This is a genomic window from Mariniflexile sp. TRM1-10, assembly GCF_003425985.1.
Classification (GTDB): Bacteria; Bacteroidota; Bacteroidia; order Flavobacteriales; family Flavobacteriaceae; genus Mariniflexile.
The window spans coordinates 4674547-4688443 of record NZ_CP022985.1 but is presented as its reverse complement, the minus strand read 5'-3'; the positions used below and the strand labels follow the sequence as shown (position 1 = coordinate 4688443).

Here is a 13897-nt window from a genome sequence, read left to right as displayed (position 1 = left end):
AATCATTTTTTTGTGAGTGAATGTTTAGTTCATGTGCATTTTTTCTTTGAAAATGAATTTCCCAAAGTCAATTATGCTCTCTAAGGGAGCAATGTTTAATAGATCAAAACTGGTATTTATAGATTTTTCAATAAAAATGTCGGTCTTTTCAAAAGAGGTTGATGTATCGTCTATCCAAAATTTAATAGTAAGAAGTAACTGTATCCAAGCCGATTCTTGCAAAGCACGGTTTTTAATTTTTATGAGCTGTTCTTGTTCTATGGTGATGGCTTCAATATTTAAATTGTTTATAAAATGAATGAAACTCTTTTTTAATTCTGATAAAAGTGAAAGGCTTTTTAGACTGTTTTTATGTTGATGAAGCGCATAAACAACATAGCTTCTATTAGCCGTTAAATTCTCGAAAAATGTAAAATAGAAACTTAATAGTTTGTTTCGGGGATCAAATGATTTAAACGCTTCATCTTTTTCTAAAATAGCCAGTGTGTTTTCAAAAAAAGCATTAAAAATATGCTTTTCTATGGCATCAAATGATCCGAAAAATTCATAAAATTTTGCTTCTTCAAAGTCGTTGGTTTTTGCAAACGTATATACCGATTTTGGTTTCTCGCCATGCTCTAAGACATCATTCATATAAGTTGATACGATGTCTGTTTTTGAAATTAGTTTCTTTTTCGCCATGATTTCTAATTGTTTGTCAAAGATATGTAATGTTTAACAAATATTTAAAAAAGTTAAACAAAATTATTAAAAATAAACAGATTATTAACATGGCCACTAAAAGGGTATATATTTAATTTAAGCTTTTGTTAACATTTTAGGAAATTGTATTGACTAATTTTATAAAAACTATTAAAATCTAAAATAATATAAGAGATGAAAAAATTACTATTAATTTTACTAGCAATAACAGCTGCTTTTTCTGTTAATGCGCAAATTACAACCCCTCAACCAAGTCCGTTTAGTAAACTGGAACAAAAGGTAGGATTAACCGATATAACTTTAGAATACTCAAGACCATCTATGAGAGGTCGGGTTATTTTTGGTGGTTTAGAGCCTTACGGAGAGCTTTGGCGTTTGGGTGCCAATGCTAATACGAAGATTACTTTTAGTACTGATGTAACCATTGGAGGCAATGAGGTAAAGGCAGGTACTTATGCTATTTTTGCAACTCCAAACGAAACGTCTTGGAATGTGGTGTTTTATAATGATGCATCAAATTGGGGTACCCCACAAAAATGGGACGACTCTAAAGTCGTTGCTATGGTAACTGCAGAAGTTTACCCAATGCCTGTTAAAATTGAAACGTTTACCATGACTTTTGATGATTTAACCAATAGTTCTGCTGTTTTGGGTATGCTTTGGGAAAGTGTTTATGTAGGTGTAAAAATTGAAGTGCCAACAGATGAAATGGTTATGGCCAGTATTAATGAAGCGATGAACGGTACACCAGCTGCTAATGATTATTTTGCTGCTGCCGTTTATTATTTACAAGAAGGAAAAGATATTAACCAAGCAAAAACCTGGATTGATAAGGCCATCTCAATGGCAGGAGATAAAGCTCCTTTTTGGCAGTTGAGACAACAGTCGTTAATTTATGCGAAATCGGGTGATAAAAAAGGTGCTATTGCCGCTGCTAAAAAATCGCTAGCTGCTGCAGAAGCTGAGGGTAATGCCGATTATGTTAAAATGAATAAAGACTCGCTTAAAGAGTGGGGAGCTAAATAGATTAGATGGTTAGAACGCTTCGCTTTTAGCTATTTAGACTTTTAGAGTGGCTCGTTTAAACTAAAAAACCTAATAGGATATTTAATCTTGTTAGGTTTTTTGTTTATTGCCTTGCTCTAATCGTTTTCGTCTAAAAAGAAAATATCTTCAACAGGTACTTTAAAAAGTTTCGCTATTTTAAGGGATAATACTGTTGACGGCACATATTTGTTCTTTTCCATAGCGTTGATAGTCTGTCTACTTACACCTATTTTTTCTGCTAAATCTGCTTGCGTCATATCATGAATGGCTCGCTGTACTTTTATATTATTCTTCATCACTTATGGATTTATGTTTTAGGAAGTTAAAACGAGTAATGAAAAACAAAAGAGGTGTAAACATATTAAAAACAAGAATATGGAAAAATGTGAAATTGTAAATAAATATAATGGTTAAGATTAAAATTACATAGTTAAAAATAATCGCCCAAACTAAGGAATCTTTTCGAAGCTTGTAGATAAATTCATCTTCAACTTTTTCTTTGGTAAAACCAACCAAAAGCCCTCCTATAATAATAGCTAGAGATACAAGTTCATCAATGATACTGTTTTCTATAATTTTGAATAGTTTTTTATTACTATCAAAAATTTGATCATCATTAAATATAGATAATACATTAATAGTTAGTAGGTCTGATTCATAATCGGTAATCCAAATGTAAAGCCCAAATAAGCAACCCAGCAAAAAGATAACCCATCCTATAAATTTATACCGATGGGGCAATAAATAATTTGTTTTCATAACTGTTCGTTTTTAAATTGATTTATGTGATTGATAAATCAAAAGTAAAACAAAACAATCTAAAAGACAAATATTTTTTACATTTTGTAACATTTATTTAACTTTATGTATGATAAAGATAATAGAATTTGGTATTAATTTTTTAAATCTTTTATTAGCCCTAAAGCAAAATAGCTAATAACTGCTATAGCTAATAAAATACAAATCCACATGAACGTGTTGGTTTGCCAAAATGATTTACTATTTATTGAAGATTCATTTTTAGTATTTATTTTACGGAAATCAGTAATAATTGCTTGAGGTAACCCTGAATTAAAATTGGAGTTAAAATTAACCAAATCATATACTGGTTTATGCAATGTGGTGTCAATAATAGCTTCATAAGTTTCGCTATGTTGCAAATTGCAAATGACATAAAGTGGTTTTTGGAAAAACTTAATCTGTTTGATATTTAGTGGTGGATTATCGTTGTTTTCAATTTCAATTATAATTTCTTTTTCAAAAACATAAGGTAATTCAAAGATATTTTGAGTACCAGAATGCAGTTCAAAATTAAACACATGATCCTGATAGTTCTCTGTTCTTTTTTTGATGGTTCTAGTTTTATTTACCAGAATTTTTGCTTCGCGTAAAAAAACATCATTTTCAATATCAAAAGCCATACTTTCAATATGTTGTGGCGTGTTGAAAGTAACAGTCAACTGAGTGGTTTTGTTCTCTTTATTGGTACTGTTTTTTATTTTGAAATCGGTAATTTCTATTTGAGGTGCAGTGGCATACAAATGATTATAAAGACCAATATTTAAAATTTGAAGCGGTAATGATTTTTTGTTGCTAAATTCAAATTTTATGAAAGCATAATCATTTAAAGGAAATGAAAAATTTTGTTCAACAGTTGTTTTTTCTGCTTCATTCAAGCCATAAAACATTTGATTTGTTGATAGTCCATACCATTCCTTTTTATCATTGCTACCACTTATGCTGTAGTTTTTTTTAACTTTTGTATTGGCAATTTTAAACGTAAAATGATTTAGTTTTAGCTTATTTTTATTCTCTATTATAATGGAAGAAACAGAGTCTTTTGCATTATTTACAGCTTCAAAATGAAATGGCATATATGAAGATTGCATTGTGCTTTCATCGTTTAGCAATATATAAGGCACTTCCTTTTTTTTACTGTCTAATATTCTAAAATAATTGATGTTTGATAAACTGGCTGAACGAACTTCTGGTGATAGCAATATTTTATGAAATCCATTTTGTTTTATTTCGGAAACAGTTCCTTTAAAGTTTTGGGAAACTATGGTTGCCGTTGATAGCAGTAAGAATATGTTAAGAAGCTGTTTATACATTGGCATTGTGGTTTTTAGGAGCATCAGCATCAACGACTAGTTTTTTAATTTTTTGATATACAAATGAAATGACCAAAATAAGTATGCCCAAAAGTATAAAGGCAATGATTTTTCCTGTTTCGGATACATTATTAATATCATAAACAAAGAGTTTTATTATAGTAATTCCTAAAAGTGAAAGCGCAATAATTCGTAAGTGTTTCCATTGTCTTCTTATTCCAATAATCAGAAATATGAACGATAAAATACCCCACAAAATAGGATAGCCTATTTTTATAACTTGTCGTTTTACAGAATAAAATTCATTATTTATAAAATCCATTCGGCCATAGCGTGTAGATTTAGAATAGATGGTGTTAAGTTCGTTTACATCTACCAATTGTGGAGTGAGTTTTAAACTATGAATAACAATTTCGCTACTAAAAACATAAACAATGGCAAAAGCAAATGCCCAAAGTGCCATTTTTGAACTTAAGAAGTTAAAAACAGGGGGTTCTTTAGAATTTTTTACCAAACAAATCCCAAAATAAACTAAACATGCAAGCAGGATGTAATGGCCTATAAAAGCATAATTGTAATTTAAAGTCAAATTATAATTTGCTGTCATTTCGTTTAAAGTAAGCTTGTAGAATAACAAAATGTAAAGTGCCATATTGACGATGGCGAGTAGTAAAGCACCTTTGGTAAAGAGGGTGTTTTTATTTTTTAAAGCAACGTATAATAATATAGCACTAAAGACAAAATGATAAACAACCGCAAAAGAAAGGGCGGATGGTTGGTTGGCAATATATTGATTGGATTGGTAGCTAATTTCAATAATCCCTACTAAATAACCAATACCAATAGTTGCAATTAACAGAAGCTTTTTGTAATAAGAGAGATCCAAATTGAACCCTAACATCTTAAAACTTATATTTTCCCCTTTAATAATATAATAGGTGGAAATTAGTGCTGCCAAAACAACGATGCCCGTAATAAATATAGGGTTTAAAATGATTGATAAAGAATCTCCATGACTGCTCATATATTTTTGCCCCCAATCAATTACCAGACTGATTATGCTTAAAAACTGAACTATAATAGCACCCAGTTTAAAGCCATTGATTTTTGATTTTTGCGATAACCAAAACAATAAAACCGCTTCGGCAGCCCAAAATAATGTAATGTAATTTCCTTTAAATTGAATAGGAATTGTTAAGGTTACAAAAGTTAATGTTAAACCTATAAGAAGATAAATGGCGTTTTTGTCTAACCCAAACTTTTTATAAAGAACAATGGCGTAGATAAGATTGTATAAAGCAAGCGAAAGTGTAAACAACCCTTTTATTTGAAGTTCCCAATCGTGAATGATGGTTATTCCAATTCCGAAGAAAAAGAAGGTATTAGCTATTAGGATTCCATATTCAATCAATGAAAAACTGCCTTTGTTTCTCAAATTATTTAAAACAACAGTGATGCTGAAAATAAAATAGAACAGTGTAGCAAATGCTAGCGCACCACCATGTGGCAATGTATCATCGATGAGTTCTTTTACAACCCATGAAAAGAAAAGTAAGGTGGTAAAAAGGAACGATAATATGGTAACGACATGCCATTTTTTAAAATATGAAATAGCTAAGATACCAATGTTTAAAATAGCGATATACGTGAATAACACGATGTAATTACCACTTCCGGTGCTGACCATAAAAGGCACTGCAAATCCGCCAATTAATGATAAAACAGCAAGTTCTTGCCTGTTGTAAGCCACCGAAATAAAAACACTAAAAGCTGTAATAATTACCATAATTATAAATGCCACCGTTTGGTTGAATAAGTGGTATTCATGAAAAGCAATGGCTATTGTGAAATAAAAGATGCTTATTGCGCCTGCCACCATAACAGAACTAAAGGCGGCATAATTTTTTTTGAGTTTATTGGCAATGGCCATCACCAAAGAGCCACATAAAATGCCAATACCAACACGAGCGTATTCATTAATCCAGTTTTTATCAATAGCATATTTTACAAAAAAGCTAATGCCTAAAACTAAAATTAGAATCCCGATTTTATTAATAAGATTTTCACCAATAAATTTTTCCAAATCGGGGTTGTTTTCTTTAAAAGATTCAAACCATGATTTATTAGGTGGTATGGGTTTTAAAGGTTTGGTAACAGGTAAAGGTTTTGGCACCGAAATAGGTCTTGAAACAGTATCCGCAACCATTGTTTTTGGTGGAGCGGTAATTGGCTTTTGTTCAATCGGTTTAACTATTTCCGGGGCAACTTTTGGAGTCGGTTTTACTTCTTCTTTAGGTTTAGTCCCTAGGTTTTCTAGTGATGATATTTCCTTTTTTAGCTGATTTAGTTTTTGATGAATACCATCTATGGAATGGTTTATTTCTTTATAATGTGAATTATTTTTTGAAAGAATAATAATGACTAAAATCAGGATAATTATAATTAGAAAACCCTCCATAATATGATGTTAATTGAAAATCAAATATAATCTATTTTTTACAAAATAAAAGGAGTTTAAATTTACTTGGTTTGAGTATAAAAAGCATTGGTTATTGTCCGATAAAGTTTTTACAATTCACTGCAAATACAGTAATAATGGCTTTTTTCTGTTTTCTTTATTCTTTTAGCAAAGGTCTTGTTTCTTTTAGCGAAGCGGTCTTAAATCTTTAATCGGAGAATTTAATATTCTAATTTAAGTATGCTTCTAACATCATCAAGGGTTTTTATAAGTTTTTTGCTAAAATCAAAAGTCATGATATCACTTTCGGTTTTCCCTGTTTTAAGCAAGTTATTAAAGTGAATGGTTTCAAAATTATAACCAATGGTGCTATAGTCAAAACCTTTTGTTTCTTCTTTTCCATCGGCGATTATAGTGACTGTGGACGGTGCATGGAATTGGGTATTAATTTTTATGGTTCCTTTTTCACAATAGAAGATAGCCTGGGTAGGTAAAACTTCCAAAAGCGAACTTTTTAAGTGTGCTTTCACATGGTTATCATAATTAAAAACCATGTTGCAAGAAGAATCTATACCATTTTCAAAAAAAGTAGCAGAAGCTTCTATATTTTTAGGTAAACCTAATGTAGAAAGTGTTGCAAAAATAGGGTAGATGCCAATATCCAATAAACTGCCTCCACCCATGGCTTTATTAAAAAGTCTAGTTTCGGTATCGTACGGACGTTGAAACCCAAAATCGCTTTCAATTTTTAAAATATCACCGTACGTTTTATTTTTTAATTCCTTTAAAACAAATTGATAATGTGGTAAAAAGTAGGTCCAAAGTGCTTCCATAAGTAGCACGTTTTTTTCTTTGGCTTTTGCTATCATAGCATCTACTTCCTCGGCATTCATTGCGAAAGGTTTTTCACCTAAAACGGCAATACCATTTTCTAAACACATAAGTGCGTTCTCTTTGTGTAATGCGTGGGGCGTCGCAATATAAACCGCATCAATGTTGGGGTCGTTTGCCAAATCTTCATAACTACCGTACGCTTTTGTTGCACCATGGTTTTTAGCAAACTCATCGGCTTTTTCTTGGTTTCTGGAAGCCACGGCATACAATTCGGCATCGTCAATAGTCAAAAGATCGGTAGCAAAACTATGGGCTATTTTGCCTAAGCCAATAATGCCCCATTTAATTTTTTTAGGTCGTGATTGTTGTGTCATTTTTATTAATTAGTTGAAAGATACATGCCATAGTAATAACAATGGCACAACCTACAAAGTTAAGCCATAAAAATGGCAGGTTGATATGTTGGTATAAATCTAAGAAATAGAGCGCAATAACTATGAATTGAGTAAATATAGCAGCGATAAATACAGCATGTCCTTTAACAAACTTAAAGAAAAAGGCCAATAGAAAAATGCCTAGAACATTGCCATAAAAGATAGAGCCAATAATATTTACCAACTGGATTAAATTTTCGGCAAGATTCGCAATGCAAGCCACCCCAATCGCCATGATGCCCCAAGCAAACGTAAACCATTTAGAGGCTTTTACCATGTGTTCTTCGGTTTTTTCGCCGGTGTTTCTTTTGTATAAATCAATGGCGGTGGTAGAGCCTAAAGCATTTAATTCGCTAGAGGTACTAGACATGGCGGCACTTAAGATAACTGCCAAAAGCAAACCAATGAGGCCACGAGGTAAATTGTTCAATATAAAATGAATAAATACATAATCCTTATCATTGCTTTCAACTTTTATATGTTGGTTTTCCGAAGCTTTGTTAATTAATAAACGGGCTTTGTTTCTTAAAGCATCATTTGCTTTATTGGCTATTGAAATATGTTTTGAAACCTCAGGATTTTCAGAAGCAATAAACGATTGAATAAGTTTTTGTTTATCATTAAAAAGAGCTTGTTGTTCTTTTTGAAGGCTTATATATTCCTCTGAAAATTCAGAATTTAAAACAAGCTCGGTCGCTGTAGGATTAAAATTCATGGGGGTTTCATTAAACTGATAAAACACAAATACCATAACGCCTACCAGGAGAATAAAAAACTGCATGGGTACTTTTAACAAACCATTAAAAATCAATCCTAACTGCATTTCCTTAACCGATTTTCCCGATAGATAGCGTTGCACTTGGCTTTGGTCTGTCCCAAAATAAGACAACATTAAAAATGTACCACCAATAATACCACTCCAAAACGTGTAGCGGTTATTTAAATCGAATGAAAAATCCAATATCTCCATTTTTCCGCTAACACTTGCTATGCTTAATGCTTTGCTAAAGGTGATGTCCTGTGGAAGTTTGTCAACAATTAAAAAGAAGGCGATGAGCATGCCAATAAAAATAACCACCATTTGGTGTTTTTGAGTCACGTTGACCGCTCGTGTACCACCCGAAACCGTATAGATAATCACTAAAAAACCGATTACTATATTGAGTGTCAATAAATCCCAACCCAATACAACCGACAAAATAATGGCGGGTGCAAAAATGGTAATACCAGCAGCCAATCCACGTTGTATTAAGAATAGAATGGCAGTTAAGGTTCTGGTTTTTAAGTCGAAGCGTTTTTCTAAGAATTCGTAAGCAGTGTATACATTCAATCGGTGGTATAACGGGATAAATACCATGCATATAACTACCATGGCAATGGGTAACCCAAAATAAAATTGCACAAAGCCCATACCATCATTGAAGGCTTGCCCTGGCGTTGAGAGAAAGGTAATGGCACTGGCTTGTGTTGCCATGACAGATAATCCAATGGTCCACCATTTTGAGGTATTGCCACCTTTTAAATAATCTTGAACATTTTTACTACCTCTAGTTCGCCAGGTGCCATAAACAACTATGGTAAGCAAGGTAGCGCTTAAAATAACCCAATCTATCAAGCTTAGTATTTGCATATTAAAAGGCTTGCATAATGAGATAAAAGACTATAAAATAGATGGCATTCGCTATTAAAACAAAAGAGTACCATTTTAGCCAAGGTTGTTTTATTGGTTTCTCTTCATTCATAGCTAATTGTTTAATTTAGATTCTAATTTTAAATTTTCTTTTCCAATGGATAGCATATTGGCAAACAAACGATATGCTCCGGAAACACCTGCGGGAAACTCTCTAAAAAAGCTTAATCCTGTATAAATATAATAGCCTTTGCCGTATTTAGCGACCAATAAACTGCCATCTTTTGGTGTTTCATTTTTATCGTTCATAGATAAAACGGGAGTAAAATTATCATGCCATGAATTTGGAAAATACAAACCACGTTCTTGGGTCCAGCCTTCAAAGTCTTTTTGGGTTATTTTGTTGGGATAGTTTAAAAGAGGATGATTCGGATTTAAAAACCGAACCTCGGCATTTTCGTCAGTTACTCTATCATTAGATAATTTTAAATCGTAAGGAGCTATATTGTCTGCTTTTAAACCTCTGCTGGTATTGTATTGTACAATCATGTTACCGCCATCGGCAACAAAATCAAATAACAGTTGTTGTTTAAAATCCAAATTTTCAACAATATTATAGGCTCTAATACCCACGACCACAGCATCAAATCTGCTTAACGTTTCGGCGCTAATTTCCTCGGGTCTTATGGTAAAAACGTTATAGCCAATTTGTTGTAAACTTTCCGGAACGACATCGCCAGCACCAGCAATGTAGGCAATATTTTCTCCGTTCTTTTTAATATCCAAACGCACCACTTTGCTTTCACTTGGTAGTAAAACCGTTTGGAACGGAATATGTTCGTAATTGATCTCGATAAGTTCTTTGGTGTAATCTTTATCGTTTACATGAACAATAGGACTGATATATCCTTCACTTTGGTTTTTAGGAGGAATGACTGTAAATGTTAGGGTTTGCTCTTCACCTTTATGGGCAATGCTTACTTTTTGTTTCTCGGGATATACGTTCCAATCTTTTGGGTGGCAAACTTCAACAAAACCTTCTAAATTATCACGACCTGCTTTTACGGCAATAGTAATATCATGTTGTTTATCAGTGCTGAAAATGATGACATGCTCTAAGATTTTAGCTGAAGCTTCTGGAATAATTTCAAAAGGACGGTACAATTCACCTTTATCTGGTTTAGAGTAGCGATATACAACATCCTTGCTGATGGTGATAGGTGTGTTATTGATTTTTAAATTGAAGTTAACAACAATGTTTCTTGGTGTTTCGGGCAATCCTATGAATGCTTTATTTTCAACTTCATACATGCCTAAAGAGCCTTTTTTGTTTAGCCAATAAGGTGATGTATAAGATTCGTTATTCGAAATAGAATAACTGCTATCAAACTTTTCAGAATCGTTGTTTTTTAATTCTAAGTTTTTTGAAATTACTTTTCCATCATTTTGTGTGATGCTTTCTAAAACAATAGTTTGATTGCTTCGGTTTAAAGCCTCCATATTGATTTTGACAATTTGGTTTAAAGTACTTGTTGGAGTTTCTGCCGATGCTTCTAAATATAAACCGGCACACATTTCGATAATCGATTTTAGTTCTTCGGTTTTTTGGGTTTTCCAATGTTCGTCTTGAATGTTTTGGAGCAATTTATAAGCTTCCAATAATTGTGGGATGTGCACCGAAGGGTCTTTAAAATTGAAATTATTTTCAACAGCATATAAAACAGTACCAATGGCTTTTCCGCCTTTTACACGGTTCCATGAGGTATCAATGCCATCAAAAACAGTTTCTTTATTTGTTATGGCATCACCTTTTAAAAATTCGATGTATTCTTTTTGGGAACCACGTTGTGATAAGCGTCCAAAACCTTGGCATAAATGCTGACTACTAGCTAAGGATGCTATTTCGTTATTCGACATCCCTTTTAATGGGTAATAGGTACCAATATCAAAACTTAGCATGTTGCTTTTATCGGCTTTATCAAAATCTTCCTGACTTCTGTAAAACCATGAGTTTGTATTGAAAAACAAGCGTTTAGGTTGCCATGGGTCAGCCTGTTTTTGCAAGTTAGGGAATGCCGATTTATCGCCGGCCAAATCGAACGCTTCAAAGCTTAACATGGCAGAACCGGTATGATGTCCATGTGTGGTTCCTGGTGTCCTATGGTCAAAACGGTTAATAATAATATCCGGTTTAAACTTTCTAATAGCTAAAACCACATCGCTTAAAACTGCTTCTTTATTCCAAATAGCTAACGTTTCTTCGGGATTTTTGGAATAACCAAAATCGTTGGCACGGGTAAACAGTTGTTCACCGCCATCAATACGTCTTGCAGCTAATAGTTCTTGGGTTCTAATGACGCCTAAAAGTTCTCCGATTTCAGGACCAATAAGGTTTTGCCCACCATCACCTCGTGTTATCGATAAATAGGCGGTTCTGGCTTTTTCATGATTTGCCATATATGAAATGAGTCGGGTGTTTTCATCGTCTGGATGCGCCGCAATATATAATACCGAGCCTAAGAAATTAAGTTTCTGAATGGATTCAAAAATTTCTGAAGATGAGGGTGTTGTTGGTTTTTGGGCTTGTGAAATTGTAAAAGTAAGTAGTGCTAATATGGTAGAAAGTATCGTTTTTCGCATGTTTATTTGTTAGCTAAAAACCAAATATATAAAAGAAACCAGCACTTTTGCTGGTTTTAATCTTTATTTAACGGTTTTGAAATACGGGTATTTAGATTCCTTTGTAATCTTTTTTCTCAGGTTCGGCAGGAATGATACTTTGGAAGTTTTGCTCAAAAAATAATTGCTGAATAGAGTCCATACGCTTCATCATGCTTTTGATGTGATCATCTTGATTCATGAAACCTTTATAAAAAAAGTTGTCTGGGTTGAAATGTCCAGAAGCTGAATCTTGTTTGAAGAAATCATCAAAAAACGAATCGTTAAAGAATGAATGGTTGCTAAAATGCTTTTGGAACTGCATTTTTATACTGTCGTTAATTTTTCCGTCAGAAGAATAGCTATACGAATAAATAGAATCGTATTTTATTAAATTGCCGTGCTCGTCATATTCTTTATTTACCTGAACATTTTCGTCTGGTTTTAAAGAATCCTCTTTGGTTTTTTGTTTGTTTTGTGCCGTGCAACTATAAAACAGAAGAAAGAAAATTAGAATGAATTTAAGTGTTTTCATCATTGATACATTTTAAATTAAACAATTTTTTAATCTGAATTCGACTTAAAGATTCAACGCTAATTTATATCAATAGAAAAGCTTCAACAGGCTTCAGTAGGACTGTATTTTTAAAAACATTCAAGATTTTAAATATTCAACATTTGTCAGTCTGAGCTTGTCGAAGACAGTTACATACTAATATGCAAATCGGCAATTGTGCTTAAGCTGAACTCATTTTTTATGGAATAATTTCAAAAAATATACCAAAAGCTTTCAATAATAATGTACAGAATTTAGAAAATGTCAAATTGACAGAAATTACTATTTATAGCCATTTCTTCCGCTTAAAATAATAAAGCATGGCTAAAAATATAGTAATCATAACACCCCATAAAATAAAGTAAGAGTACTTATAATGAAGTTCAGGGATGTAATCGAAATTCATACCGTAAATACCGGCTATGAATGTTAAAGGAATAAAAATGGAGGCCATTATAGTAAGCACTTTCATAACCTCATTCATTTTATTGCTAATGGATGTCATGTACATATCCATTAAACTCCAAATCATTTCGCGGTAAATATCTATGTTTTCGGATACTTGAATTAAATGGTCGTAAATGTCGCGGTAAAAGGTTTTTGTTTTTTTTAGAATGAGTGTGCTTTCGTGTTTTTCGATGCGATTAATAACTTCGCGAAGCGGAAAAATGGCACGACGTACCCGAAGTATTTCCCGTTTTAAATCCTGAATGTCTTTGTTGATGGTTTTATTAACTTGTCCAGAAAAAATACTGTCTTCATAATCTTCAATTTTATCGCCTAAATCTTCAATGATGGTAAAGTAATGGTCTACAATGGTGTCCATTAAAATGTAAAGTAAATAATCGGCCTGTAAGCTACGCGCCCTACCTTTGCCTTGTCTTATACGTTCTCTAACGGCATCGAATACGTCGCCTTCAGATTCTTGGAATGATAGCACATAGCCTTTTCCTAAAATAAAACTAACTTGTTCTGAAGCAATAGTATCGTTTTTGTCTATGTAAAGCATTTTAACGACTACAAAAAGGTAGTCTTCATATTCATCTATTTTTGGACGTTGTGAAATACTAACAATATCTTCTAATACTAAAGGGTGTAAATTATAATGATTGCCTAATTTTTCAATTTCTTCCACATGGTTCAAACCATTAATATTTATCCATGTAACAGAATCGGAATGTTTAAAATCGAAAGCTTCTTCTATGGTTGATAATTCTTTTTCAATACACGTTTCGATATTATAATCAAAAACCTCAATAAATAATTTTTTAGTTGATTTATCACCAGTATAAATCATACTTCCAGGAGATTTCCCCAGTTTTTTATGTTGCTTTTTGATCCTATTTTTAGCCATTCAATAAATATAAGGATATATTTATGAGGTTGTATAAAAAGTCCTTTAAATTTAATTTGTCAGGTTGAGCTTGTCGAAACCAATATTGATTACCAGTAAGTTAAAATATTTCG

General features: G+C 32.6%; 11 protein-coding genes. 1 reads left to right on the top strand and 10 read right to left on the bottom strand.

Annotation, left to right across the window (positions count from 1 at the left end):
* Window positions 1-24 precede the first annotated feature (24 nt).
* A complete protein-coding gene (locus CJ739_RS19375) occupies window positions 25-681 on the bottom strand; it encodes a TetR family transcriptional regulator C-terminal domain-containing protein (protein WP_117178343.1) in 657 nt (218 codons plus the stop codon).
* 195 nt (window positions 682-876) lie between these two features.
* Here CJ739_RS19375 and CJ739_RS19370 point away from each other — a divergent pair, with 195 nt between their 5' ends.
* Window positions 877-1728 (top strand): DUF2911 domain-containing protein, encoded by an 852-nt coding sequence (locus CJ739_RS19370; protein WP_117178341.1) that lies wholly within the window; start codon window positions 877-879, stop codon window positions 1726-1728.
* 116 nt (window positions 1729-1844) lie between these two features.
* On the opposite strand, the gene CJ739_RS19365 is transcribed toward CJ739_RS19370, so the two are convergent.
* The 9 genes from CJ739_RS19365 to corA all read right to left on the bottom strand — a co-directional run bounded on the left by CJ739_RS19365 (window position 1845) and on the right by corA (window position 13784).
* Window positions 1845-2045, bottom strand: a complete 201-nt coding sequence (locus CJ739_RS19365) for a helix-turn-helix transcriptional regulator (RefSeq protein ID WP_117178339.1) — start codon at window positions 2043-2045, stop codon at window positions 1845-1847.
* A complete protein-coding gene (locus CJ739_RS19360; RefSeq protein WP_117178337.1) occupies window positions 2035-2508 on the bottom strand; it encodes a hypothetical protein in 474 nt (157 codons plus the stop codon). The genes CJ739_RS19365 and CJ739_RS19360 overlap by 11 nt, the downstream gene beginning before the upstream one ends.
* 134 nt (window positions 2509-2642) lie before the next feature.
* Complete coding sequence (locus tag CJ739_RS19355; RefSeq protein WP_162880275.1) at window positions 2643-3860, bottom strand: hypothetical protein; 1218 nt, start codon at window positions 3858-3860, stop codon at window positions 2643-2645.
* Window positions 3853-6318: a DUF2339 domain-containing protein gene (locus CJ739_RS19350; RefSeq protein WP_117178333.1), complete on the bottom strand. Its 2466-nt coding sequence runs from the start codon at window positions 6316-6318 to the stop codon at window positions 3853-3855. Before CJ739_RS19350 ends, CJ739_RS19355 begins: the two co-directional genes overlap by 8 nt.
* 221 nt (window positions 6319-6539) lie before the next feature.
* Window positions 6540-7526 (bottom strand): Gfo/Idh/MocA family protein, encoded by a 987-nt coding sequence (locus CJ739_RS19345; protein WP_117178331.1) that lies wholly within the window; start codon window positions 7524-7526, stop codon window positions 6540-6542.
* Window positions 7504-9216 carry a sodium:solute symporter family protein gene (locus tag CJ739_RS19340; protein WP_117178329.1) on the bottom strand — a complete coding sequence of 571 codons (1713 nt, stop codon included), beginning with the start codon at window positions 9214-9216 and terminating at the stop codon, window positions 7504-7506. Before CJ739_RS19340 ends, CJ739_RS19345 begins: the two co-directional genes overlap by 23 nt.
* Before the next feature lie 114 nt (window positions 9217-9330).
* Window positions 9331-11856, bottom strand: coding sequence for a PIG-L family deacetylase (locus CJ739_RS19335; protein ID WP_117178327.1), 2526 nt, complete (start codon window positions 11854-11856; stop codon window positions 9331-9333).
* Between the two features lie 91 nt (window positions 11857-11947).
* Window positions 11948-12412 (bottom strand): hypothetical protein, encoded by a 465-nt coding sequence (locus CJ739_RS19330; RefSeq protein ID WP_162880274.1) that lies wholly within the window; start codon window positions 12410-12412, stop codon window positions 11948-11950.
* Window positions 12413-12716: 304 nt separating this feature from the next.
* On the bottom strand, window positions 12717-13784 hold the full coding sequence (gene corA, locus CJ739_RS19325) for a magnesium/cobalt transporter CorA (protein WP_117178322.1): 1068 nt from the start codon (window positions 13782-13784) through the stop codon (window positions 12717-12719).
* Window positions 13785-13897: the final 113 nt, after the last annotated feature.

Bases quoted from the DNA above. Each gene is read 5' to 3' on its own strand.
- CJ739_RS19375 (WP_117178343.1), bottom strand. From the start codon at position 681: ATGGCGAAAAAGAAACTAATTTCAAAAACAGACATCGTATCAACTTAT.
- CJ739_RS19370 (WP_117178341.1), top strand. From the start codon at position 877: ATGAAAAAATTACTATTAATTTTACTAGCAATAACAGCTGCTTTTTCT.
- CJ739_RS19365 (WP_117178339.1), bottom strand. From the start codon at position 2,045: ATGAAGAATAATATAAAAGTACAGCGAGCCATTCATGATATGACGCAA.
- CJ739_RS19360 (WP_117178337.1), bottom strand. From the start codon at position 2,508: ATGAAAACAAATTATTTATTGCCCCATCGGTATAAATTTATAGGATGG.
- CJ739_RS19355 (WP_162880275.1), bottom strand. From the start codon at position 3,860: ATGTATAAACAGCTTCTTAACATATTCTTACTGCTATCAACGGCAACC.
- CJ739_RS19350 (WP_117178333.1), bottom strand. From the start codon at position 6,318: ATGGAGGGTTTTCTAATTATAATTATCCTGATTTTAGTCATTATTATT.
- CJ739_RS19345 (WP_117178331.1), bottom strand. From the start codon at position 7,526: ATGACACAACAATCACGACCTAAAAAAATTAAATGGGGCATTATTGGC.
- CJ739_RS19340 (WP_117178329.1), bottom strand. From the start codon at position 9,216: ATGCAAATACTAAGCTTGATAGATTGGGTTATTTTAAGCGCTACCTTG.
- CJ739_RS19335 (WP_117178327.1), bottom strand. From the start codon at position 11,856: ATGCGAAAAACGATACTTTCTACCATATTAGCACTACTTACTTTTACA.
- CJ739_RS19330 (WP_162880274.1), bottom strand. From the start codon at position 12,412: ATGATGAAAACACTTAAATTCATTCTAATTTTCTTTCTTCTGTTTTAT.
- corA (WP_117178322.1), bottom strand. From the start codon at position 13,784: ATGGCTAAAAATAGGATCAAAAAGCAACATAAAAAACTGGGGAAATCT.